Below are 23,787 nucleotides of genomic sequence, written 5' to 3' on the forward strand. Positions count from 1 at the left end.
GCCGGTGGATCGGACCCGGCGCCCACCAGCGGCCCGCCGTCGCGTCCGTCCTGGGCCGGTCCGGCCCCGACCAGCGCTCCGCCCGCCGTCCGGCCCTTCCCGGCCGGTGGATCGGACCCGGCGCCCACCAGCGGCCCGCCGTCGCGTCCGTCCTGGGCCGGCGAATCGACGCCCAGCAGCGCACCCACGGGCGACCGGCCGTCCTGGGCCGGCCCGGCGCCGACCGACCCGCCGCTGCCGACCGAGGCTCCTCCGGCGCCGGCCGGAGCACCTCCGGCGCTGTCCGACGCACCCCCGGAACCGACCGGTCCGGCGCTCGTGGCGGAGCAGCCCTCCTGGACCGGCCGGTCGCCGGCCACTCCGGCGGGCGAGCCGCGGACCGAGCGGGCCGACTGGTCCGAGGGACGCCTCCCCGCGGCCCCGGCCGAGCGCCCGTCCTGGCCGGCCAGTCGGTCCGCGAGCACGCCCCGTGCGAGCGACGTGGGGGAGCCGTCCGGCCCGCTCCGGCCCGAAACCCGATCGACCGCGCCGTTCCGGCTCCGGTCGGAGACCCCCGAGCCGCCCCGTTCGGCTCCGGCGGCCACCGGCCCGTCACCCGCTGCCAACGCGCCGACCCCGACCGGTGCCGTCCCGGCCCCCTCGACGAGCGGGTCCGGGCGCAGCGACCGGCCCTCACCCGCGCCCGCCCCGACGAGCGCTCCTCCCTACGCGGCTCGCCGATCCGCGCCCGATCCCGCGTCGCCGGTCAACCCGGCCGACGGCGCTCGGCTGCCGGACCAGACGTCGGCGGTGCTGCCGCAGCGCGTTCCTGCGGAACCGGACGTGCCCGTCGTGCCGGAGCCGCCAGCCGTGGAGCCACCCGCCGAAACCCCGGAACTCGCCCGTATCGCCACCCACCTACGTCGTGACGACGAGCCCGCGCCCCTGCGGGAGCGCCCCGAGGGGTTCGACGTCAACGCCATCCTGGACGCCGTCCGGGAGGTCGCCGGCGTGCGGGACGCGGCGCTGCGCCGTACCCCGGCGGGAGCGCACAGCCTCCGCCTCGACCTGGCCGACGGCGCCGACCCGGCCGAGGTGAGCCGGCAGGTGGCGCGGCTGCTCCAGGAGCGGATGGGGTTGGCCGCCGCCCCGCAGAACCTGCCTGGCCTGCCCAGCACGCCGGCTCCGCCGGTCCGCCGCCGGGCGGCCGAGCCCCGCTCCGCTGAGCCCCGGCAGGCTGAGTCCCGGCAGGCTGCGCCCCGGCAAACCGAGCCCCGGTCCGCCGAGCGGCGTTCTCCAGAGCCCCGGCCCGCCGAGCCGCGCGACGCCGGTGCGGAACCGCGTACCGGCGAGGTGCGGGCCACCGGATCGGTTGCGCCCGGTCGGGTCGAGGCCACGCCGCCGAGCCCTGAACAGCAGGTGGGAGCGGACGGCTCGCGCCGTCGCCGGGCGATCGCCCCGCACCGGGGCCGCGCCACGGTGGAGGAGCCGGGGTCGGTCTCGGCCGCGCCGGCCGGTGCGGCCACCGGCAGTCCCGCGACGCTCGGCACGTCGTACTCCGGTGGTCAGGTGACCACCACGGAGTCGGCGCCGTCCCGGCCGCTGGAGACGGGCGGCACGCCGGGGCCGCGGGTGGTGATCGACCACGTGCAGGTCAGCACCTTCGGCCTGGACGCCAACGTGGAGGTCCGGCTGCTGGCCGGCGGTGAGAGCGCCGCCGGTTACGCCACAGGCCCGGCGGTGGACGGCTACGTCCTGCGGCTCTGCGCGGTGGCCGCGGCCGCCGCCGTGGACGAGTTGCTGCGCGGCGCGGAGAACGCCGAGCGGGGGCGCTGCTTCGTGGAGCACGCGGCGGTGGTGCCGTTCGGCAACTGCGAGGTGGCCACCGTGGTGGTGCTGCTGGTGTGCGAGGGCTGGGTCGAGCAGCTCGCCGGTTCGGCCCTGGTCGCCGGCGATCCGAGACAGGCGGTGGTCCGGGCGACGCTGGCAGCGGTGAACCGTCGCCTGGAGGCGCTGCTGTCCTGAGTGGTCCGGGGCAGACTGGAACGATGAAGCCCGCCACTCTCTGGCCGGACCATTTCCTTCCCGAGGCCCGTGTCCCGCCGCCGTGGCCGGGTCGGGCGGTCCGCCTCGACGGCTCGGTCACGTACGTACGGGACACCCCGGCCACCGCCGCCGGCGCGGAGCCGGCGTTGTACGTGCACGGCCTGGGCGGCTCATCGCAGAACTGGACCGACCTGGCCGGCCTGCTCGCCGATCGTCTGGACGGCCAGGCCATCGACCTGCCCGGCTTCGGCCGCAGCGAGCCGGGCCGCCGCTACACCGTGCCGGCCTTCGCTGATCTGGTCGTCCGCTGGATCGAGCACTCCGGTCGGGGTCCGGTGCACCTGTTCGGCAACTCGCTGGGCGGTGCGGTCGTGGTTCAGGTGGCCGGGCTCCAGCCCGACCTGGTGCGCACCCTCACGCTGATCTCTCCGGCGCTGCCGTTCCTGGACTTCCGTCGCTCGTTGCAGGGGCGCCTGCTGCCGGTGCTGGCCGTTCCCGGGGGTGAACGGTTGGTCGCCCGGCGGCTCACCCAGCTCGCCCCGGAGGTGATGGCCGAGCAGGTGTTGGAGGCGTGTGTCGCCGACCTCAGCCGGATCTGCGCGCAGCGCCGCGCCGAGGCGCTGGAGGAGATCCGGGTGCGCTACGAGGCGGAGCACTACGCGGCCGCGTACGTCCGGACGTTCCGCGGGCTGGTCTCCAGCTTCCTGCGGGCGTACCTGCCGGGGTCGGGCTCGCTGTGGCGGCTTGCCCGGGCGGTGCGCGCGCCGACCCTGGTGGTGGGCGGTCGGCAGGATCGGCTCGTCGACGTGCGGGTCGCGCCGCAGACCGCCCGGGCCATCCCGGACAGCCGGCTGCTGATGCTCGACGGCGTCGGCCACGTGGCGCAGATGGAGGTGCCTCGGCTGGTCGCTCGGGCGGTGGTCGGCCTCCTCGCCGAAACGGAGGAGACCGCCACGCGGCCTGATCTGGCAGGCTGAGCCGGATGCGCACGTCCTCCCGCCGCCCTGGTCGCCGTCACCGACAACTCGCACTGCTCGCCCAGCTGGTCGCGGTCGTGCTGGCCGTCGGCGCGGTGGTGACGGTGGTCGCCGAAGGGCCGGGCGGGCATCCTGGCGCCGACCGGCTGGCCGCCGACGAGATCACCGGGCCGCCACCGCTGGTGGCCGCACCGTTGCCGCCGTCGGCCGACCCGTCGCCGTCCGGGTCGCCGGTCGCCCCGTCGAGTGCACCCCCGGTGCTGCGGCTGTCCGGGGCGGTGCCGACCGCCGGCACCGGTCGGTTCGGCTACGACGACCGCACCGGGCCGTTGCTGGGCCGCGCGGGTGAGCTGCGGCGCTACCGGGTGGCGGTCGAGTCGGGCAGTGGGGAGGACCCGGTCGCGTTCGGGCAGGCGGTCCAGACGGCACTCGCCGGGCCGGGGAGCTGGGTCGACAGCGGCCGGCTGAGGTTGCAGCAGGTGCCCGGGGGCGCGGCCCGTGACTTCACCGTCTACCTGGCCACCGCTCGCACGGCGGGCCGGATGTGCGCCGACGGTGGAGTGGACATCCGGGTCGGCGGCCGGCCGTATACCTCGTGCCGCGCGCCCGGCAAAGTGGTCATCAATCTGGACCGGTGGCGGCTGTCCGTGCCGCACTTCGTCACGGCCCGCGTGCCGCCGGCGGTCTATCGGACGTACGTGGTCAACCACGAGGTGGGCCACCAGCTCGGGCACCGGCACGAGCGCTGCCCGGGCGCCGGTCGACCGGCTCCGGTGATGATGCAGCAGACCCTCTTCCTGAACGGGTGCCGGGTCAATCCGTGGCCGTACCTCGAGGGTCGCCGCTACGCCGGCCCCGCGCTCTGACCGCCTGGTCCGACACGCCGAACCATCGCGACCATCAGGCGTATTGCGTTAATCGCGGCAAAGGCGGGGAAATGCCCGAATAATCTGGCAGGCTCGAGTTCATGACGCCGTCGTCCCCTTACGGCCCGCCTCGGCCGCCCGGCCCGTCCGGCCGGTCGGAGTACCGGGCCCCGGACGCACGGCCCGCGCTGGTCCGGATGCTCCGACGACGCCGTCGCAGCCTGGTGCTCGGCCTGCTCCTGCTCGCCGTCGCCGCCGCCGGAGTGACGTTGACCCGGGGCGGCGAGCCGCCGGCCGGGCCGCCACCCGTCACCCATGGCCGGATGGGTCATGGCGGTGGGGTGGGCGCGCACCCGGCACCAACCAGCTACCCGTCCGTCGGCGCGGGCCGCTTCACCTCCGCCGACGCTGAGACCGCGGTGCACGGCGAAGACGGGCCGCTGCGCCGTTACCGGGTCGCGGTCGAACGCGGCACCGGCCAGGACGCCGACGCCTTCGCCGACACGGTGGACGAGGTGCTTGCCGACCCCCGTAGCTGGATCGCCTCCGACGAGCTGCGGGTGCAGCGGGTCGCCGACGCCGGTGCCGCCGACTTCACCATCTACCTGGCCACCCCGGTCACGTCGGAGCGGATGTGCGCCGAGGGTGGGCTGACCACCGAGCGCTACACCTCCTGCCGCCTCCCCGGTCAGGTCATCATCAACCTGGCGCGCTGGCTGGAGGCGGTGCCGGACTACGGCGCCCCGCTGGAGACGTACCGGACGTACGTGATCAACCACGAGGTCGGCCACGAGCTCGGCGAGGAGCACGAGGCCTGTCCGGGCCCCGGCGAGCCCGCGCCGGTGATGCAGCAGCAGACGTACGGCCTGGAGGGCTGCGTCGCCAACGCCTGGCCCTACGTCGACGGTCGTCGTTACGCGGGGGACATCGTCCCCTGATCGACCCGGTCGTCGGTTATTCCCGCTCCCGCATCGCGGGCCACGTGTCCTCCCTCATGGCCGAGCATCGGGCCGGCGAGCGACAATGGCGCGGTTCACACCGCCGATCCCGGGGAGTCCACCGTGTCGTTGCCCCCGCTCGTCGAGCCCGCCGCCGAGCTGACCGTTGACGAGATCCGCCGCTACTCCCGCCACCTGATCATTCCGGACGTCGGGGTGACCGGGCAGAAGCGGTTGAAGAACGCCCGGGTGCTCTGTGTCGGCGCCGGTGGCCTCGGGTCGCCCGCCCTGCTGTACCTCGCCGCGGCCGGGGTCGGCACGCTCGGCATCATCGACTTCGACACCGTCGACGAGTCCAACCTCCAGCGCCAGGTCATCCACGGCGTGTCCGACGTCGGCCGGTCCAAGGCCGAGTCCGCCGCCGCGTCGATCCGCGAGATCAACCCGCTGGTCAACGTGGAGATCCACAACACCGCGCTGGACCGGGACAACGTCCGCGAGATCTTCGCCCAGTACGACCTGATCGTCGACGGCACCGACAACTTCGCCACCCGGTACATGGTCAACGACGCGGCGGTGCTGCTCGGCAAGCCGTACGTCTGGGGCTCGATCTACCGTTTCGACGGCCAGGCGTCGGTGTTCTGGGCCGAGCATGGCCCCTGCTACCGGTGCCTCTACCCGGAGCCGCCGCCGCCCGGCATGGTTCCGTCCTGCGCCGAGGGTGGCGTGCTCGGTGTCCTCTGCGCGTCGATCGGCTCGATCCAGGTGAACGAGGCGATCAAGCTGCTCACCGGCATCGGCGAGCCGCTGGTCGGCCGGCTGATGGTCTACGACGCGCTGGAGATGGAATACCGCAAGATCAAGGTTCGCAAGGACCCGAACTGCGCGCTCTGCGGCGAGAACCCGACGGTCACCGACCTGCTGGAGGACTACGAGGACTTCTGCGGCGCGGTCTCCGACGAGGCACAGGAGGCGACGGTCGACTCGACCATCACCGCGCTGGAGCTCAAGGAGTGGCAGGACGCCGGCAAGGACATCTTCCTGGTCGACGTCCGGGAGCCGGCCGAGTACGAGATCGTCCGGATCCCCGGCGCCACCCTGATCCCCAAGGGCGACATCATCTCCGGTGAGGCGCTGGCCCAGCTGCCGCAGGACCGGCAGATCGTGCTGCACTGCAAGTCCGGCGTCCGCTCGGCGGAGGCGCTCGCCGCGCTCAAGGCGGCCGGGTTCCGCGACGCCGTGCACGTGCAGGGCGGCGTGCTCTCCTGGATCAAGCAGATCGACCCCGCGCTGCCCGCGTACTGACCGGCCCGAGCCGGGGTGGCCGACACCGCCGCCCCGGCTCCCGCACGGGAGTGCCGGGCCCGCCGGCCGGGATGCGCCGGCGAATCGACGCAGGCGGCTCCAAGCGGCCCTTTGCCCGGAGCGACGCAGCCATTCCCGGCTGGCCGATTCCCCGAGGCGGTATCGCGTCTGCGCAGGTAGCGTCTCCGCCGTGGTCGACTTGGATGCCGCGATCGGGTTCGTCGTGGCGCACGGGGACGCGGTGGAGCGTGCCCGACTCTCCTGGCTGCGCAACGGCACGCCGGTGCCCGACGAGCTGCTGGAGACCGCCGAGATCGGCCAGGCACCCGACGGCGGCTGGCCGGCGACCTGGGGCGGCGAGATCGCGTCGATCGACGCCACCTGCTTCCGGCTCGCCGAGCTGGACGACCTGGGCGCGCTCGGTCGTCCCGCCGCCCGCCGGGCACTGGACTGGCTGGCCTCCCGTCAGCAGGCCGACGGTGGCTGGGACGAGGACCCGACACTGGCCGGCTCGGCTCCGGAGTGGGCCCGCCCCGGCGATCCGGAGGCAGGGCTTTTCCTCACCGCCAACGCCGGCTTCTGGCTCACCGTGGCCGGCCTGGACGCCCGTGCCGCGGGTCCGCTCGATCACCGGGTCGGAGGGGCGTACGCGGGGGTGGTGCAGGCGGCCGCCCACTCGCTCGCCGTGCGGCTGCACCCGGACGGCAGTTGGCCGTCCTTCCTCGCCGCCGGCTGGCTGAGCGCGGCCGTGCTGCACCGCCAGGACATGTTCCAGGAGTCCGCGCGGATCCAGGTGGTGCTCGCCGAGCGGATGCCCAAGATGTCCCCGGGGGACGTGGCCTGGCTGGCGGCCACGCTGCGCCGGGTCGGCATCGACCCGCAGGACTGGATCATGGTCCGGGCCCTGCGCCGCCTGGCCGAGACCCAGCGCAGCGACGGTGGCTGGGAGAGCGACGACGGGCACCAGTTCGACGTGCACTCCACGCTGTCCGCCATCCGGGCCTGCCGGCCGGCGACCAGCTGAGGCCCTCGGCTCTAGCGCAGGTGCCCGTTCCCGGTGACCACGTACTTGGTGCTGGTCAGCTCGGGCAGGCCCATCGGACCCCGGGCGTGCAGCTTCTGCGTCGAGATGCCGATCTCCGCGCCGAATCCGAACTCGCCCCCGTCCGTGAACCGGGTCGAGGCGTTCACCATCACCGCCGCCGCGTCCACCCGGGCGACGAACTCCCGGGCCGCGCTCGCCGAGTCGGTGAGAATCGCCTCGGTGTGCCCGGTGCCGTACCGCCGGATGTGCGCGACCGCCGCGTCGAGCGAGTCGACGACCGTGACGGAGATGTCCGCTGAGAGGTATTCGGTGGCGTAGTCCTCCTCGGTGGCCGGGACCACGGCGGCGGAATGTTCGGCCACCTCGGGCGAGCCGTGCACGGTCACCCCGGCCTCGGCGAACGCGGCCAGCATCGGCGGCAGGAACGCGTCGGCGACGCCCGCGTGCACCAGCAGCGACTCGGCGGTGTTGCAGGTGGAGAGGCGCTGGGTCTTCGCGTTCAGCGTCACCGCCACGGCCTGCGCCACGTCCGCTGCGGCGTCCACGTAGACGTGGCAGTTGCCCACCCCCGTCTCGATGACCGGCACGGTGGACTCTTCGACCACGGTGCGGATCAGCGACGCGCCGCCGCGCGGGATCAGCACGTCGACCAGCCCCCGGGCGCGCATCAGCTCCTTGACCGACTCCCGGGAGCTGGCGTCGAGCAGCTGCACCGCGTCGGCCGGCAGCCCGGCCCCGGCGACCGCGTCGCGCAGCACCGCGACGAGCGCGGCGTTGGAGTGCGCGGCCGACGACGACCCGCGCAGCAGCGCCGCGTTGCCGGACTTCAGGCAGATCCCGGCCGCGTCCACGGTCACGTTGGGGCGTGCCTCGTAGATGATCCCGACCACCCCGAACGGCACCCGGATCTGGCGCAGCTCCAGCCCGTTGGGCAGGGTCGAGCCGCGGACCACCTCGCCGACCGGGTCGGGCAGCGCGGCCATCTGGTGCAGCGCGTCGGCGATGCCGGCCACCCTGCCCGCGTCGAGGGCGAGCCGGTCCAGCACGGCCGCGCTCAGCCCGGCCTCCCGGCCGGCCGCCAGGTCCGTCGCGTTCGCGGCCAGGATCTCCGGGGTACGCGCCACCAGCGCGTCGGCCATCGCGGCCAGCGCGGCGTCCTTGGCGGTACGCGTCGCCACGGCCAGCGTCTCCGCCGCCGCCCGTGCCCGCCGGGCCTGCTCGCTCACGCTCATCGGTCACTCCTCGCGTTAGGAAGGGCCCCTTGTACAACGCCAGGCGTTAACAAGGTGCCCTTGCTTACAGCAGGACGAGGTCGTCGCGGTGGACGACCTCCCGCTCGTACGCCGGGCCGAGCGCCGCGGCGAGTTCGGAGGTGGAGCGACCGAGCAGCCCGGGCAGCTCCACCGCGTCGTAGTTGACCAGCCCGCGCGCGACCGGCGCGCCGCCGGCGTCCACCAGGTCGACCGGGTCCCCGGCGGTGAACGTCCCGTCCACCGCGGTGATGCCGGCGGGCAGCAGCGACTTGCGCCGCCCGACGACGGCGGCCACCGCGCCCGGGTCGAGGTGCAGCCGTCCCCGTGGGGAGGTGGCGTGGGCCAGCCAGAACAGTCGTGCCGCCGGGCGCTGCCGCTGCGGGTGGAACAGCGTGCCGACCGGCTCGCCGGCCAGCGCAGGCGCGGCCAGGTCGGCGCCGGTGAGCACCACCGGGATGCCGAAGCCGGTGGCGATCCGGGCCGCCTCGACCTTGGTCACCATGCCGCCGGTGCCGACCCCGGATCGCCCGGCCCCGCCGATGGTGATCCCGGCGAGGCCCTTCTCGTCGCGGACCTCGGTGATCCGGGTGGAGTGCGGCCGGGTCGGGTCACCGGTCCAGAGCGCGTCCACGTCGGAGAGCAGCACCAGCAGGTCGGCGTGCACGAGCGCGGCCACCAGGGCGGCCAGCCGGTCGTTGTCGCCGAACCGGATCTCCTCGGTGGCCACCGTGTCGTTCTCGTTGACGATCGGCACCGCGTGCAGGTCGAGCAGCTTGCGCAGGGTGCGGTACGCGTTGCGGTAGTGCGCCCGTCGGGTCACGTCGTCGACGGTGAGCAGCACCTGCCCGACGGTCAGGCCGTGCCGGGCGAAGGCCGCCGCGTACCGGCCGATCAGCAGGCCCTGGCCGACGCTGGCGGCGGCCTGCTGGGTGGCCAGGTCACGCGGGCGTCGGGTCAGCCCGAGTGGGGCCAGGCCGGCGGCGATCGCGCCCGAGGAGACGAGCACCACCTCGCGCCCCTCAGTGGCGAGCCGACCGAGGGTGTCGACCAGCGCGTCGACCCGCTCGTCGGCCAGCCCGCCGGTGGCGGTGGTCAACGAGGAGGATCCGATCTTGACGACGACCCGTCGGGCCGCCGTGACTGCGTCGCGCACCCGCCCATTCTGCGTGGTCGGTGCGGCGGGGCCCGGTTGCGTTCCCATATCGTGGCGGACTGTGACACCTGACGAGTACGTCGAGGCGGTCCTCGACCTGGTCGAGCGGATTCCGGAGGGCCGGGTGATGTCGTACGGCGGGGTCGCCGACGCGCTCGCCGAGCGCTCCGGCCGCACCTCGGCCCGGCTGGTGGGCAGCATCATGGCCCGACACGGCGGCTCGGTGCCCTGGCACCGGGTGGTCACCTCCGCGGGCCGGCTGCCCCCGGGGCACGAGCGGGAGGCGCGGGCCCGACTGCGCGCCGAGGGGGCACCACTGCGCGGTGCGGGAGTGGACATCCGGATGGCGGCTTGGTCGCCGGAGGAGGGGATGTGACCTCCGTCATAACGTGAGTAACATTCGGCCCCATGAACCCGCCGCCGGGTGATGCCGGCTCACCAGCCGCCAGCCCGTTGCCCCGGCCGGTGCACGCCGGATACGCGCTCGGCTCCCTGGCCACCGGCGCGTTCGGCACCGTCCCCGGGCTCCTGCTGCTGCCGTATCTGACCGACACACTCGGGGTGGCCGCCGGGGTGGCCGCCCTGCTGGTGCTGCTACCCAAGGCATGGGACGTGCTGGTCAACCCGGTCGCCGGGCGGATCTCCGACCGCACCCGGTCCCGCTGGGGCGCCCGCCGCCCATACCTGCTCATCGCCGGCCTCGCGCTCGCCGTGCTCTTCGCGGCCATCTTCGCCGCGCCCTTCGACGGTGGTCCCGCCGCGGCGGCGTACGTGGCGTTCGCCTTCCTCGCCACCGCCACCGCATTCGCCTTCTTCCAGGTGCCGTACGTGGCGATGCCGGCCGAGTTGACCGACGACTACACCGAGCGCACGCGGTTGATAACTTGGCGGATCGCCGTGCTGGCGCTGGCCATCCTGGTCTCCGGCGCGGTCGCCCCGCTGGTGGTGACAGCCGGCGGCGACGGTGTGCCCGGGCACCGGTGGATGGGGTTGTTCGTGGCGGTGCTGATCGCCCTCGGCGCCGTCGGCGCGTTCCTCGGCACCCGGTCCGCGCCGACCGGCACGGTGGGCGGCAGCGAGCCCACACTCCGCGCCCAGCTCGCCGTCGCCGGTGCCAACCGGCCGTTCCGGGCGCTGCTGATCTGCTTCGTGGTGCAGTCCGCCGGGGTGGCGACCATCCTGGCCGGGGTCAACTACTTCGCCGGGCAGATCCTGCGCGACGAGCAGAGCGGCCCGACGTTGCTCTTCGTCTGCTTCGTCGGACCGGCGCTGCTGGTGATGCCGGTCTGGACCCGGGTCGGCGCCCGGCTGGGCAAACGGGCCGCCCTGGCCGCCGCCGCGCTGATCCTCGCCGCCGGTGCGCTCGCCCTGGTCGCCGCGCCGGTGCTGCCGGCGGTCGCGGTCTACCTGCTGGTCGCGGTGATCGGCGTCGGGTACGCCGGGCAGCAGGTGTTCGCACTGGCCATGCTGCCGGACTGCATCGCGTACGACACCGCGCGCACCGGCCGGCGGCAGGCGGGCGTGTTCACCGGGATCTGGACCGCCGGGGAGACCTTCGGCCTGGCCCTCGGCCCGGGCATCTACGGTCTGGTGCTCCAGCTCTCCGGCTACGTCTCCTCCGACACCGGCACCGCCGCCGCGCAGTCCGACCTCGCCCGCCTCGGCGTCCTGCTCGGCTTCACCGTTCTGCCCGCCCTCCTGGTGGGCCCGCCGGTCCTCCTGCTCCGCCGCTACACCCTGACTCCCGCCGTCCTGGCCGCCGCCACGCACCACCAGAGCGTCGATCATGGAGTTGTGGTGGGGGACGAAAACCGCTGACCATCACGAGAAGGGCACCACGAGTCCATGATCGACGAGAACAGGGTGGGGGCTGGGGCGCTTTCCGCCGACGGGATGGCGGCGGAGGACGTTCTCGCCGAGGTTCGTGCGCTGCGCGCGGGTGACCGGCCTACGCACGGTGGGCGGTTGTTCGCCTACGTGTACGACCCCGCGGTGCCCGGCCTGGACGAGCTGGCGGCCGCCGCGCACCGCGAGAGCGCGCACGTCAACGGGTTAGACCCGACCGCGTTTCCGTCCCTGCTGGCCATGGAGAACGCGCTGGTCGCCGCAGCCGGCTGGGTGCTCGGCGGTGGGCCGGGCACGACCGCCCCGGACGTCGTCGGCAGCGTCACCAGCGGCGGCACCGAGTCGCTGATCCTCGCGGTCAAGGCGGCCCGGGACGCCCACCCGGAGCAGGCCGCACCCCGGATCGTGGTGCCGGCGAGCGCGCACGCGGCGTTCGCCAAGGCGGCGCACTACCTGCGGGTGGCGCTGGACGTGGTGCCGGTCTCCCCGGACACGCTGCGCCCCGACCCGGCCGCGATGGCCGCCGCGATCCGCCCGGAGACGGTGCTGGTGGCCTGCTCCGCGCCGTCGTACGCGCACGGTGTGGTGGACCCGGTCGAGGAGATCGCCGCGGCGGCGGCCCGCGCCGGGGTGCGCTGCCACGTGGACGCCTGCTTCGGCGGCTGGACCCTGCCGTACCTGCGCCGCCTCGGCGAGCCGGTGCCGCCGTTCGACTTCTCGGTGCCGGGGGTCACCTCCATCTCGGTGGACCTGCACAAGTATGCGTACGCGCCGAAGGGCGTGTCGGTGCTGCTGCACCGTGACGCCGCCCTGCGCGCCCCGCAGTACTTCGCGTACGCGGACTGGCCCGGCTACACCATGATCAATCCGGTGATCGCGTCCACCCGCTCGGGTGGGCCGATCGCCGCCGCGTACGCGACCCTGCGGCACCTCGGCGACGCCGGATACCTGGCGTTGGCCGAGCGCACCCGGGACGCGGTGGCCGGGCTGGCCGCCGCCGTGCGCGGGGTCGACGGGCTGCGGCTGATGGCCGAGCCGGAGTCCACGGTGGTCTGCTTCACCGCCACCGAGGACGGGCCCGACCTGTTCGTCCTGGTCGACGAGTTGACGGCGCGCGGCTGGCACACCCAGCCCCAGCTGTCGTACGCCGGTCTGCCGGCGAGCGTGCACCTCACGGTGACCGCCGCGGTGGCGCCCCGGGTGCCCGAGTTCGGGCCGGACCTGAGCGAGGCGGTGGCGGCGGCGCGGGCGGCCGGGCCGGTCGCGCTGCCCCCCGAGTTGGCAGCCCTGGCCGGCGCCCTCACCCCGGACGCGTTGACCCCGGAGCTGGTGGCGGGTCTGGCCGCCGGACTGGGGCTGGGCGCCGAACCGGACGACGGCTCGGGCCCGGACGGCGAATCGAGCGCCGCGCCGCTCCCGGAGCGGATGGCGGTGGTGAACACGCTGCTCGACGCCGCTCCGGCGGCGTTGCGCGAGCGGCTGCTGGTGGAGTTCGTCGGCCTGCTGCAACGCCCGTCCTGGTGACCGGTGGGGTGGCGGTCAGCCCGCCACCCCAGGGTCGATCAGGCGCAGCCCGGCGAAAGCTCCGGCCGGCCTGCGCCGCCGGAGGACATCCGGCGGCGCGGCCAGTCAGCTGGCGGGCAGCTTCAAGTCGGTACGGGCCGTGTTGTCGTCGGACGAGCGGTCGGCCGGGAAGCTCCCGCTCACGTTGGCCCGCACGGTGAGCGCACAGCCGGTGAGGGTCCGTGCCGGTCCGCCCGGGGCGATGTTCACCGTGACGCCGATCCGGTACGACCGGGTACCGCCGGAGGGAATCGGCCCGTCGCCGGTGCAGAACATCGTCTTGAGGTCGTCGGTCTGGCCCTGATTGAAGCAGCCGCCGATGTTCGTGCCATTCAGGTCGATCGTCGCCTCGACGGGCAGCACCACGATCAGGTCACCAGCGTCGTATGCCCGGGTGCCGGCGTTGCCCATCGTGATGGTGAGTGATCCGGTGTAGCCGGCGTCGGACGGCCGCAGGGTGAGGATGCGGGGGGCGCTGATCGACAGGTCGATGTATCGGGTCGAGGTCGGTGTGGGGGTGGGGCGGGAGCTGGTCGAGCCGGTGGGATGGGGGGTGGGGGACCGCGTCGCACTCGGCGTCGCCGAACGGCTCGGCGGGAGCGTCGGCGATTCGCTGGGTGTGGGACCCGACGGGCTGCTCGGCAGGACCGAGGGGAGATCGGTAGCTGTCGGGCTGGCGATGACACCGGTGGGCGGCGGAGCGGCCAAGGGTCGGGCCAGGCTCACCCCGCCGATTGCGGCGGCGACCACCGCAGCGGCGATCCCCGGGGCCACCGCCCGGTTCCGAAGCCGGCGGTACGCCCGTCGACGCGGCACGTCCGGATCCGGTTCGGCGACCTGCCGGAGGCTGACGGTGTTCAGCTCGTTGAAGGCGGCCGACAACCGATCCGCTCGCTCGTTGCGCTGTTCCATCTAGTCCGCCCTCCTCTCGGTCGGGTCGTCGACCGTCGCGGGTTCGCGACCGGTGCGCTCGGGTTCGTGCTCTGCCAGGCAGTCGGCCAGTGTTGCCCGGGCTCGGTGTAGCCAGGACTTGACCGTGCCGGGGCCACCCCGCAGTCCTCGGCGATCTCACCGACGGTCAGACCGGCCAGGTAGTGCAGGACCACCGCGCGCCGATGGTTGACCGGCAGGGTGGCCAGGGCGGCGGCGAGCACCACCCGGTCCGGACCTGGCCCGTTCACCACCTCCACCCGCTGCCGAAGGCTGAACAGCCGGGCGGTGCGCAGGCGGTGCCACCGGCTGATCGCGATGTTCCAGGCGACCCGGCGGACCCAGGCCACCGGATCGTCGTACCGGGAGATCCGGTGCCAACGGGGCCAGGCCCGACTGAACGCCTCCTGCACCAGGTCCTGCGCTTCGCTCATGTCTGCGACGAACGCGTACAGCTGGACCACCAGCGGCTGGAAGTGTCGGCGGTAGACCTCGTCGAAGGTGGGGCCGTCGTCGTGCGCGGCCATCCCGCTCACCTCGATGTGCAGACGCGCGGGGGACGGCGCCGCATCGGGCGAGGTGGGCGTGCGCGGCCGCAGGAACACCTGCGGCCGCGCCCCAGCCGATGACATGTCCGTCAGCCGGCGGTGACGTCGAAGCTGGCGGTGTTGTCGGCCGGGTCGACGTCGGTCAGCACGTCGCCCCAGCCGAAGGTGGCGTCCAGCAGCACCGAGCCGGTGCCGAGGTCCCCGGGGGACACCTCGGCGGGTGCCTGGATCAGCAGCGAGACCTCTCGTTCCTCGCCCGGCATGAACCCGCCGCCGGCCACCAGGCAACTCGCCGAGCAGGCCTCGACGGGTTCGATGCCGACGATCCCGACCCCGCTCGGCAGCGTCGGGGTGAGCCAGTACCCGTCGTGCGGCGCGTCACCGGCGACCCGGACGGTCACCGGCACCCGGCCGAGCCAGCTCCCGTCTTCCTGACGCGTCAGGGCTGCGGGGCCGGCGGCAACCGCCGCGTCCGTGCTCGTGTCCCGCACGTACGGTCGAGGGGCGCGCAGCGAGCCGGTCGTCGCGCGGAACAGCGCGGCGAAGGTGGCCGTGTCGTTCTTCGGGTTCCGGTCCCCGGTCGTGACGCCGATCTGCCCACCGGAGGTGATCATCGGATACGGCCGGGTGGTGGTGAGCACCCGGAAGTCGACGGTGAACCTCCGTCGCTCGTCCCGTTGCAGCACACCACCCGGCACCTGGCAGTAGATCGTCCGCGCTGGCTGGGCCACGCCGTAGGAGCAGGGGGCGGCCGGGTCGAGTCCGGCGAAGGTGCCGGGGACCGGCTCGGTGATCGTCAGGTCGAGGTAGGACGCCTCGTTGCCGCGGTAGGTGACGGTCACCGGAAGGCTGCCCGCGTACCCCCGGTCGGTCGGCTCGAGCACCAGCCGCCCGACGGAGATCGCCGTGTCGCGTGGGGCGGCGACGGCCGTCCCGGGCAGACTGGTCAGCGCAACCGCCGTGCCCAGGGCGCCGGCCACGAGCCCGCGGGTGATGGTTCTGGTCATCTTCGTTGCTCCGTTCCCCGTAGTGCCGCCCCCCGTTAACCGGGTGGCGGTGATGCGAGCAAGACACCGGAAGAGCCCCGCGACGGTTGCGGGGGAGCCAACCGCCGAGCTGTCAGAAGCGCGACAGTTCATCGCCGCCAGCACGGGTCCGTCGGCCTGCTGCAACGCCCGTCCTGGTGACCGGTGGGGTGGCGGTCAGCCCGCCACCCCGCCGACCGTTCACCGGTACGCCATCGTGTCCTCGTTGTTCCCGAGGTCGGGATCGATCAGGTAGTGCCCACCGGGGCCGGCTGCCGTGCCGCGCACCGTCGCCGTGCCCGGTGCCAGCTCGGTGCCCGGGGGCAGCCGCACGCCGAGGCGCACCGTCAGCTCGCCGTTCGCCTCGATCGGACCGAGTCGGCACAGCAGCGGGGGACGGTACTCCCCGACGTTCGGCCCGCAGCCGGACCAGGCGGGGCCGTCCGGCGCGAGGGAGGCCGGCAGGTCCAGTTCGAGGAGAACCTCGTCGGCGCGCCGGTCCCCGACGGCGCGGATCCGCACCTCGACGGCGCCGACCCGGGACCCGTCGGTGGGGTCGTCGGCCAGGACGAGGTCCTTCGCGGTCACCGTCAGGTTGGTGGAGTACGGGTTCGGGCCGAACGAAGTAGGACCCTCGACCTGCGAGAACCGCTCGCCCGTCCAGCGGTACCCGCGCCACTGCCGCTGGGACCACTCGCCCGGCCAGCCACCGCCCGGGTGCAGGTCGGCCACCTCCACTCGGACGGTGCCGTCGGAACGGCCGTCCAGCGCGGTCAACCACTGCGGCTTCTCGCGGCTGGTGGCCACCACCCGGCCGATCGTGACGATCCTGCCTGCCTCGTCCCGATCGAACGCGACGACCTGCTGCGGGCCACCGCTGCCGAACGAACACAGCAGCATGGCCACCGTCTCGGTCGCACCGTCGCCGTCGACGTCGGCGTAGTCGATCGCCTCGATGGCGTTCGTTCCCTCCTTGGCGATGCGCGGGTCGCCGACCAACCGGACCGTGTTCACCGGGCAGTCGGGTGGCCCTGATCGCCAGGCCGGCAGGTCCACCGGTGCGGCGACCAGTTGGGCCCGGCTGAGCCGCCCGTCCGGAGCCGTGGGCCGGGTGGGGCTGGCACTGGTCGTCGAGGGCGTGCCGACGGGGCTCGGTGACAGGCTCGACGTCGGGCTCGCGGTCACGCTCGGGGTGGGCGGCAGCGGCCCGGGTGCCGGGCCGGGGCGGTTCAGGGCCGCGTACCCGACTGCAGGGCCGCCCAGCAGCGCGACCGCCACCGATGCGGCCGTGGCGCGGTGACGCCGCCGCCGGCGGCGAACCGTCCGACGGACCTCCGCGGGCCCCGGCACCTCGATCTCGGCCAGCAGCACGCTGCGGTACCGGTTGAACTCCCCGGCGAGGTCGACGTTCTCCAGCTCAGGCACTTTCCGCCCCCTCCGTGGTGTCGCGCAGATACCCGGCGAGCGTCGTCCGGCTCCGGTGCAGCCAGGACTTGACGGTGCCCTCGGCGACCCGTTCCTGAGCCGCGATCTCGGCCACCGTCAGGTCGGCGAGATAGTGCAGCACCACGGCCCGGCGCTGGCGCGGCGGCAACTTCGCCAGCGCGACGTCGAGCGCCACCCGGTCCGGCGTCGGTCCCGCGACGTGCGTCTCCCGTTGCCGCAGCAGGTAGGCCTGCGCGGTGCGCAGCCGTCGCCACCGGTTGTGGCCGAGGTTCCAGGCCACCCTGCGGACCCAGGCCAGCGGGTCGTCGTAGCCGGCCAACCGATTCCACTGCGCGAACGCCTTGCAGAAGGCCTCCTGAACCAGGTCCTGCGCGTGGCCGCGGTCCCCGGTGTAGGCGGTGAGCTGGACCACGAGGCCCCGGTAGTGCGCGTGGTAGAAGTCGTCGAAGCTCATCTCGGCCTGATCGGGCCCGGTGTCCTGAAGGTGGTCCGGCGGGGGCTCACCCGCCCGAACGTCTCTCGTCACACTCACTCGCTCTCCCCCGTGGCGTACCGGCATCGGGCACCCCGACAGAGGTGACACACCGCGCCGCCGGGGAAGGTTGCGACTGCCGGGAAGCCGACTGTGCCACGGCTCACATCGATTGGGGCGGATCCACCCCCCGACGTGTCGGGGCAGGGCCATGGCCTGCGCCGAGCGGCCACCCGGTCGCGTTCGGTCGCTGTGGTTGACTGTCTGGTGGGGGACAGGAAGGGGACGCTCGTGCAGCTGCCGGCAGTGCTCGGCGAGCCGATCCGGTTCGTGCTGAACTGGGGCCGCCGCTACTCGCTCTGGGTCTTCAACTTCGGCCTGGCCTGCTGCGCGATCGAGTTCATCGCCACCAGCATGGGTCGGCACGACTTCATCCGGCTCGGCGTGATCCCGTTCGCCCACGGCCCCCGGCAGGCCGACCTGATGGTGGTCTCCGGCACGGTGACCGACAAGATGGCCCCGGCGATCAAGCGGCTCTACGACCAGATGCCGGAGCCGAAGTACGTCATCTCGTTCGGCGCCTGCTCCAACTGTGGTGGCCCCTACTGGGACTCGTACTCGGTGACCAAGGGCGTCGACCAGCTCATCCCGGTCGACGTCTACGTGCCCGGCTGCCCGCCCCGGCCGGAGGCGCTGCTGCACGGCATCCTGCGCCTCCAGGAGAAGATCGCCGCCGAGCAGTCCGGCGTCGGTGGGGTGTCCCGCCCGGATCTGCTCGCCCCGCCGGTCGACGCGCCGCCCCGCGACGGCTCCGCCCCGCGCTCCGTCGACTCGCTCACCGCCCCGCCGGTCCGCCCACCCGCCGCCGGCTGACGTCCGCACCGGCATCGGCCCGTCGGCCGAGCGGACCAGTCGGTCGTCCGACGCCCCGGGTGGTCCGGGCGAGCTAGCCTGCGCACCATGAGCAACTCGGTGGACCAGCGGTCAGCCCACATCGTCGACGTGCTGACCGAGGAGTTCGGCGCGTCCATGGCGATCGACCCGGCCGCCTTTCGCCGCAAGTTCCGCAAGATGGCCGCCTCACCCTTCGCCTTCTACCGGGGCAGCGCCGCCCTGTTCTACGCCGACCAGCGCGGCGACTGCGCCGACGACCGGTTCCTGGACGAGCGGACCAGCCGGGTGTGGATCCACGGTGACCTGCACGCCGAGAACTTCGGCACCTACATGAACGCGTCCGGGCAGCTGGTGTTCAACGTCAACGACTTCGACGAGGCGTACGTCGGGCCGTTCACCTGGGACCTGCGACGGTTCGCCGCCAGCGTCGCGCTGCTCGGCTACAGCAAGGCGCTCTCCGACACGGTGATCGGCGAGCTGGTGGCCGGCTTCGCCGGGTCGTACCTGACCGAGCTGCGGGCGATCGCCGCCGGCGGGGACGACGCCATCGGCTCGATCACCCTGGACAACGCCGACGGGGTGCTGCGCCGGGTGCTCCAGCAGGCCCGGCTGAACACCCGGGTCGACCTGCTCGCCGAGCAGACCACCGTCGACAACTACGAGCGGCGCTTCTCCGTCGGCGACGGGGTCTTCGAGGTCGACGGGGACACCCGCGCCAAGGTGCTCGCCGCCTTCGAGGAGTACTTGGGCACGCTGCCCGCCGCCTCGGCCCGGCTGCGCCCGGTGGCGACGCGGATCAAGGACGTGGTGCTGCGCAAGGGGGTGGGCATCGGCTCGGCCGGGCTGCCGTCGTACAACCTGCTGCTGGAGGGCCACACCCAGGCACTGGAGAACGACGTCGTCATCTACATGAAGCAGGCGCAGGTGCCGGCGGTGACCCGGTACGTGTCCGACGAGTCGGTGCGCGGCTACTTCCAGCACCAGGGCCACCGGACCGCGGAGTCGCAGCGGGCGTTGCAGGCGCACGCCGACCCGTGGCTCGGCTTCACCGAGCTGGACGGGGCCGGCCAGCTGGTCGCCGAGGTCTCCCCGTACGCCGCCGACCTGGACTGGTCCGACGTCAACGAGCCGGAGGAGCTGACCGGGGTGCTCGCCGACCTCGGCCGGGCGGTGGCGCGGATGCACTCCGTCGCCGACGACGAGTCCAGCCACGACCTGGTGGACTACTCCACCGAGGAGGCGATCGTGGCCGCCGTGGAGACCGACGAGCGGGGCTTCGTCACCCACCTGGTGGAGTTCGCGCACGCGTACGGGGTGCGCGCCCGGCAGGACCACCAGCTCTTCGTGGACCTGTTCCGCAACGGCCGGCTGCCCGGCATCTGACCGGCCCGCCCGCCGCTCAGACCCCGAACTCCAGCACCACCTTGATGTCGTCCGGCTCTGCGGTGTACGCCTCGGCGTACCGGTCGACCTGCACGCGCCGGGTGAGCAGCGACTCCAACCAGGGCTGCTCGGCGCGGCTGAGCGCCTGAGCGGCCATGCTCCAGTGCCGGCGGTTGGCGTTGACCGAGCCGAAGACCACGTTGTTCTCCAGGACCAGCGCCCGGTTGAGCGCGCCGGCGTCGAAGTCGATGCTCCGGCCGCCGCTGGACACCCCGGCCAGGCAGACGATCCCGGTCTGGCCCGCCTTGCACATCACGTCGAGGACCACGGTCGGGGCGCCGGTGCACTCGACCACCACGTCCGGCTCGAAGGGCAGGTCGTTGACCGGCACCGTGTGGTACGTGGCGCCCAGCGCCGCGACCAGCTCCGGCTTCGGCCCCGAGGTCGCCCGGTCCAGCACGTGCACGGTGAGCCCGCGCTGGGTGGCGAGGAGCGCGGCCAGCAGCCCGATCGGCCCCGCCCCGGTCACCAGGACCGTCTGCGGCTGCCACTCGGCCCGGTGCCCGATCCGCTCGATGTGGTCCCACGCCTTGGCCACCACGCTGGTCGGCTCGAGCAGCACGCCAACCCGCGCCAGCGCCGGGTCGAGCCGGACCGCGAACCGGGGCTCGATCCGCCAGCGGTCGCGGGCGAACCCCGGCAGCGCCTTGATGCCGTGCTCGGTGAACTGCCCGTTGCGGCACATGTCCCACTCGCCGGCCGCGCAGTTGGGGCAGGGCACCGGGTCGGGGTGCCGGACGATCCCGGCCACCAGGTCACCGGGTTGAAAGGCGCCGCTCGGGTCTTCCAGCACCCGGCCCAACGACTCGTGTCCGATGATCAGGCGGTCCGAGCCGGGCGGCGCCTCGCCGTACTGCCCATCGATGATCTCGTGGTCGGTGCCGCAGATCCCCACCGCCAGCGCCTGGACCAGGACGGCGCCCTCCCCGGGCGCCGGCTCGGGCTGATCCTCGATGAGGCTCAGCGAGTTGGCGGTTCCGGGTTTCACGGTGACAGCGCGCACGCCCTCATCTTTCCCCGCCCAGCACCGGGCCGCCCCCCAAAGCCGGCAGATCGTCGGGCACCTCGGCTCCACTCGGCCCGAACGGCGACTTCCACACAGGCCCTAGGATCAGCGGCATGACTCCCGAAGAGGTCGGCGCTCGGCTGGTCGCGCTGCTCGCGCCGGTCGAGGCGACCCCGTCGGTCTCCGGCGGGCAGCGGTACGCGCGGGCCACCGTCGATGTTCCGCCGGGGAGCTGGCCGGACGCGCTGCGCGCCGCCCGCGACGACACCGAGCTGGCCTGCGACTTCTTCGACTGGCTCTCCGCCGTGGACGAGCTGGCCGAGGGCTTCGACGTGGTGGCGCACCTCTGGTCGACCCGGCTGCGGCGCGGCGTGTTGCTGCGTACCCGGCTGCCCCGCGGCGCGGCCACGGTGGCGTCGGTGGTCGATGTCTACCCGGGTGCCGCCTGGCACGAGCGGGAGACGCACGAGATGTTCGGCATCGGCTTCGACGGCCACGGGGAGCTGCGACCGCTGCTGCTGCCGCCGGAGTTCGAGGGCCATCCGCTGCGCAAGGAGTTCGTGCTCGCCTCCCGGGTGGCCAAGCCGTGGCCGGGTGCGAAGGAACCGGGCGAGTCCGAGGCCGGCGGTGGCCGCCGACCGATCCGCCCGCCGGGCGTGCCCGCTCCGGGCGAGTGGGGCACCACGCCCACCCCGGCCGGGGCGGGCGGGGCGGGGGAGGGTCCGCGCGGCGGCACCCCGGCCAGACCGGCCGGTGAGCGGCCGGCGCGGCCTGCCCCGGGGGCCCGTCCGGCGCGTACTCCCCGACCCGCCGGCACCGCCGACGGCCCGGCCGCGCCCGACCAGGCCGCGCCCGGCGGGAGCCCGGGCGGTCCGGTCGCGGACCCGCCGGCCCGCGGCGACCGGACCGACGACGACGGGGGTACGGCCTGATGCCGCTCTGGGTGGAGCTGGTGCTGCGGGTGGGCGGCGTGCTGGTCGCGTTCCTCACCCTGCCGTTGCTGGTGGGGCAGGCCGAACACAAGGTGATGGCGCACATGCAGGGCCGGCTCGGCCCGATGTACGCGGGCGGCTTCCACGGCTGGGCGCAGCTCGTGGCCGACGGGGTCAAGTTCGTGCAGAAGGAGGACATCACCCCGCGCGAGGCGGACCGGGCCGTGTTCCGGCTGGCGCCGGCGGTGGCCCTGGTGCCCTACCTGCTGGTGCTGCTGGTCATCCCGCTCGGCCCGAACGACCTGGTCGGGCAGCCACTGGACATCGGCCTGTTCTTCGTGCTGGCCGTGGTCGGCGTCGGGGTGGTGGCGGTGCTCATGTCGGCTTGGGCGTCGGCCAACAAGTACAGCCTGCTCGGCGGGCTGCGCGGGGCCGCCCAGCTGCTCGGCTACGAGCTGCCGCTGGTGCTGGCCGCCGCCTCGGTGGCGATGGCGGCGGGCACGCTCAGCCTCTCCGGCATCGTCGCGGCGTGGCAGCCGTGGTGGCTGCTCTGGCAGGCACCCGCGATGATCATTTTCTTCGTCGCCGGCCTGGCCGAGATCCGCCGGCCCCCGTTCGACATGCCGGTGGCCGACTCGGAGCTGGTCTTCGGGTACATGACCGAGTACACGGGCCTCCGCTTCGCGTTCTTCCTGCTCGCCGAGTACGTCGGCATCGTGGTGATCGCCGCGCTGACCACGGTGCTGTTCCTCGGCGGCTGGCAGGGCCCGTTCGCCGACGACCAGCTGGGCTGGCTCTGGACCCTGCTCAAGGTCTTCGCCGTGGCGTTCGTGATCATCTGGCTCCGGGTGTCCTACCCGCGGCTGCGCGAGGACCAGCTCCAGCGGCTCTGCTGGCTGGTGCTGGTGCCGGCCTCCCTCGCGCAGCTGGTCCTCACCGCGGCCGTCCGCATCGCCCTCTGACCGCGAAGGAAGGGCACCTTGTTAACGCCTGCGGTAGAGCAGGGGCCCCTTCTTAACGGTTGAGGAAGGGCCGCAGCTGAGGCAGAGCGGTCAGCGCAGCGGGGTGTGCGCGGGGTCGACGGGCTCGGCCGGCGGCGGTGGCGGCGTGCCGTCGCCGAAGGGACGGCCACCCAGCGCTTCCCGGCCGTGCGGGGTGATCCAGTTGGACAGGTCGGGGCCGAGGGGGACGATCCCGGTCGGGTTGATGTCCCGGTGCACCTCGTAGTAGTGCCGCTTGATGTGGTCGAAGTCGATGGTGTCCCCGAACCCCGGAGTCTGGAACAGGTCCCGGGCGTACGCCCAGAGCACCGGCATCTCGCTCAACTTCTGCCGGTTGCACTTGAAGTGGCCGTGGTAGACCGGGTCGAAGCGGACCAGCGTGGTGAAGAGCCGCACGTCGGCCTCGGTGATGGTGTCGCCGACCAGGTAGCGCTGGTTGGTCAGCCGCCCGGACAACCAGTCCAGCCGGTCGAACAGCCGGTGGTACGCCTTGTCGTACGCCTCCTGGCTGCCGGCGAAGCCGCACCGGTAGACGCCGTTGTTGACGTCCCGGAACACCACGTCGTTGACCTCGTCGATCTGCGCCCGGAGGTGGTCGGGGTAGAGCTGCGGCGCGCCCTCGCGGTGGTACGGGCCCCACTGCGTGGACAGGTCGAGGCTCATCTGCGCGTAGTCGTTGGTCACCACCTGCCCGGTCGGCACGTCGACGATCGCCGGCACGGTGATGCCCCGCTCGTAGCCGGGGAAGCGCTTGAAGTACGCCTCCTGGATGCGCTCGATGCCGAGCACCGGGTCCCGGCCGTCCGGGTCGAGGTCGAAGGTCCAGCTGCGAGCGTCGTGGGTGGGGCCGGCCACCGCCATCGAGATGGCGTCCTCCAGACCGAGCAGCCGCCGCACGATGATCAGGCGGTTGGCCCACGGGCAGGCGCGGCTGACCGCCAGCCGGTACCGGCCCGGCTCCACCGGGTAACCGTCCCGCCCGTCCGCCGTGATCCGGGTGGCTATGTACCGCTGGTCCCGGGTGAACTCACCGCCCGGCTCGACGTACTTCCCGCCTGTTTCCTCGCCCACGTCGCCCTCCCGGTCCGGAATCGTCTTCGGTTCCCATCCTCGCTGATCT

At 73.6% G+C, this 23,787-nt stretch carries 20 protein-coding genes and 2 pseudogenes; 13 read left to right on the plus strand and 9 right to left on the minus strand.

What is annotated here, in order from left to right; all coding sequences use genetic code 11:
* Positions 1–294 precede the first annotated feature (294 nt).
* The 6 genes and pseudogenes from ACWD5O_RS06355 to ACWD5O_RS06380 all read left to right on the plus strand — a co-directional run.
* Positions 295–2,004, plus strand: a pseudogene (locus tag ACWD5O_RS06355) (hypothetical protein); the annotation flags it as partial.
* Between the two features lie 23 nt (positions 2,005–2,027).
* Positions 2,028–3,002, plus strand: a complete 975-nt coding sequence (locus tag ACWD5O_RS06360) for an alpha/beta fold hydrolase (RefSeq protein WP_354964843.1) — start codon at positions 2,028–2,030, stop codon at positions 3,000–3,002.
* A gap of 5 nt (positions 3,003–3,007) precedes the next feature.
* The gene (locus ACWD5O_RS06365) at positions 3,008–3,868 is read left to right on the plus strand and encodes a DUF3152 domain-containing protein (RefSeq protein WP_354964842.1); all 861 of its coding nucleotides are present in this window, start codon (positions 3,008–3,010) and stop codon (positions 3,866–3,868) included.
* A gap of 101 nt (positions 3,869–3,969) precedes the next feature.
* Positions 3,970–4,806: a DUF3152 domain-containing protein gene (locus tag ACWD5O_RS06370; RefSeq protein ID WP_354964841.1), complete on the plus strand. Its 837-nt coding sequence runs from the start codon at positions 3,970–3,972 to the stop codon at positions 4,804–4,806.
* Between the two features lie 123 nt (positions 4,807–4,929).
* Complete coding sequence (gene moeZ, locus ACWD5O_RS06375) at positions 4,930–6,111, plus strand: adenylyltransferase/sulfurtransferase MoeZ (RefSeq protein ID WP_387324521.1); 1,182 nt, start codon at positions 4,930–4,932, stop codon at positions 6,109–6,111.
* Between the two features lie 139 nt (positions 6,112–6,250).
* Complete coding sequence (locus tag ACWD5O_RS06380) at positions 6,251–7,135, plus strand: prenyltransferase/squalene oxidase repeat-containing protein (RefSeq protein ID WP_387324647.1); 885 nt, start codon at positions 6,251–6,253, stop codon at positions 7,133–7,135.
* A gap of 11 nt (positions 7,136–7,146) precedes the next feature.
* Here ACWD5O_RS06380 and ACWD5O_RS06385 read toward each other — a convergent pair whose 3' ends face one another.
* Both ACWD5O_RS06385 and proB read right to left on the minus strand, forming a co-directional pair.
* Positions 7,147–8,388, minus strand: coding sequence for a glutamate-5-semialdehyde dehydrogenase (locus ACWD5O_RS06385; protein WP_354964840.1), 1,242 nt, complete (start codon positions 8,386–8,388; stop codon positions 7,147–7,149).
* A gap of 64 nt (positions 8,389–8,452) precedes the next feature.
* A complete protein-coding gene (gene proB / locus ACWD5O_RS06390) occupies positions 8,453–9,610 on the minus strand; it encodes a glutamate 5-kinase (protein ID WP_450084740.1) in 1,158 nt (385 codons plus the stop codon).
* Between the two features lie 13 nt (positions 9,611–9,623).
* On the opposite strand from proB, the gene ACWD5O_RS06395 reads away from it, so the two are divergent.
* The 3 genes from ACWD5O_RS06395 to ACWD5O_RS06405 are packed head-to-tail and all read left to right on the plus strand — an operon-like array spanning position 9,624 to position 12,931.
* Positions 9,624–9,938, plus strand: coding sequence for an MGMT family protein (locus ACWD5O_RS06395; RefSeq protein ID WP_450084741.1), 315 nt, complete (start codon positions 9,624–9,626; stop codon positions 9,936–9,938).
* 32 nt (positions 9,939–9,970) lie between these two features.
* Positions 9,971–11,380 carry an MFS transporter gene (locus ACWD5O_RS06400; protein WP_450084742.1) on the plus strand — a complete coding sequence of 470 codons (1,410 nt, stop codon included), beginning with the start codon at positions 9,971–9,973 and terminating at the stop codon, positions 11,378–11,380.
* Positions 11,381–11,407: 27 nt separating this feature from the next.
* Entirely contained in the window at positions 11,408–12,931 is a 1,524-nt protein-coding gene (locus ACWD5O_RS06405) for a pyridoxal phosphate-dependent decarboxylase family protein (RefSeq protein ID WP_387324529.1), read from the plus strand.
* A gap of 105 nt (positions 12,932–13,036) precedes the next feature.
* Here ACWD5O_RS06405 and ACWD5O_RS06410 read toward each other — a convergent pair whose 3' ends face one another.
* The 5 genes and pseudogenes from ACWD5O_RS06410 to ACWD5O_RS06430 all read right to left on the minus strand — a co-directional run bounded on the left by ACWD5O_RS06410 (position 13,037) and on the right by ACWD5O_RS06430 (position 17,451).
* Positions 13,037–13,882, minus strand: a complete 846-nt coding sequence (locus ACWD5O_RS06410; RefSeq protein WP_387324531.1) for a hypothetical protein — start codon at positions 13,880–13,882, stop codon at positions 13,037–13,039.
* Positions 13,883–14,427, minus strand: a pseudogene (locus ACWD5O_RS06415) (RNA polymerase sigma factor).
* A gap of 110 nt (positions 14,428–14,537) precedes the next feature.
* Positions 14,538–15,455: a hypothetical protein gene (locus ACWD5O_RS06420; RefSeq protein ID WP_354964833.1), complete on the minus strand. Its 918-nt coding sequence runs from the start codon at positions 15,453–15,455 to the stop codon at positions 14,538–14,540.
* 219 nt (positions 15,456–15,674) lie between these two features.
* Complete coding sequence (locus ACWD5O_RS06425; RefSeq protein ID WP_387324537.1) at positions 15,675–16,898, minus strand: hypothetical protein; 1,224 nt, start codon at positions 16,896–16,898, stop codon at positions 15,675–15,677.
* Entirely contained in the window at positions 16,891–17,451 is a 561-nt protein-coding gene (locus ACWD5O_RS06430) for an RNA polymerase sigma factor (RefSeq protein WP_354964831.1), read from the minus strand. The genes ACWD5O_RS06425 and ACWD5O_RS06430 overlap by 8 nt, the downstream gene beginning before the upstream one ends.
* Positions 17,452–17,682: 231 nt before the next feature.
* Here ACWD5O_RS06430 and ACWD5O_RS06435 point away from each other — a divergent pair, with 231 nt between their 5' ends.
* Together ACWD5O_RS06435 and ACWD5O_RS06440 are read left to right on the plus strand one after the other, a co-directional pair.
* Positions 17,683–18,264, plus strand: coding sequence for an NADH-quinone oxidoreductase subunit B (locus ACWD5O_RS06435; RefSeq protein WP_354964830.1), 582 nt, complete (start codon positions 17,683–17,685; stop codon positions 18,262–18,264).
* A gap of 87 nt (positions 18,265–18,351) precedes the next feature.
* Positions 18,352–19,668 (plus strand): DUF2252 domain-containing protein, encoded by a 1,317-nt coding sequence (locus ACWD5O_RS06440; RefSeq protein WP_354964829.1) that lies wholly within the window; start codon positions 18,352–18,354, stop codon positions 19,666–19,668.
* 16 nt (positions 19,669–19,684) lie between these two features.
* On the opposite strand, the gene ACWD5O_RS06445 is transcribed toward ACWD5O_RS06440, so the two are convergent.
* Positions 19,685–20,731: a glucose 1-dehydrogenase gene (locus ACWD5O_RS06445; protein WP_354964828.1), complete on the minus strand. Its 1,047-nt coding sequence runs from the start codon at positions 20,729–20,731 to the stop codon at positions 19,685–19,687.
* 116 nt (positions 20,732–20,847) lie between these two features.
* Between ACWD5O_RS06445 and ACWD5O_RS06450 the strand changes: the two genes are divergently transcribed.
* On the plus strand, positions 20,848–21,666 hold the full coding sequence (locus tag ACWD5O_RS06450; protein ID WP_354964827.1) for an NADH-quinone oxidoreductase subunit C: 819 nt from the start codon (positions 20,848–20,850) through the stop codon (positions 21,664–21,666).
* The gene (locus tag ACWD5O_RS06455; RefSeq protein ID WP_121656084.1) at positions 21,666–22,628 is read left to right on the plus strand and encodes a complex I subunit 1/NuoH family protein; all 963 of its coding nucleotides are present in this window, start codon (positions 21,666–21,668) and stop codon (positions 22,626–22,628) included. The genes ACWD5O_RS06450 and ACWD5O_RS06455 overlap by 1 nt, the downstream gene beginning before the upstream one ends.
* Before the next feature lie 90 nt (positions 22,629–22,718).
* On the opposite strand, the gene ACWD5O_RS06460 is transcribed toward ACWD5O_RS06455, so the two are convergent.
* Positions 22,719–23,738: a glutathione S-transferase family protein gene (locus ACWD5O_RS06460; RefSeq protein WP_354964826.1), complete on the minus strand. Its 1,020-nt coding sequence runs from the start codon at positions 23,736–23,738 to the stop codon at positions 22,719–22,721.
* Between the last annotated feature and the right edge of the window lie 49 nt (positions 23,739–23,787).

It is taken from the genome of Micromonospora sp. NPDC005161 (genome assembly GCF_053599855.1).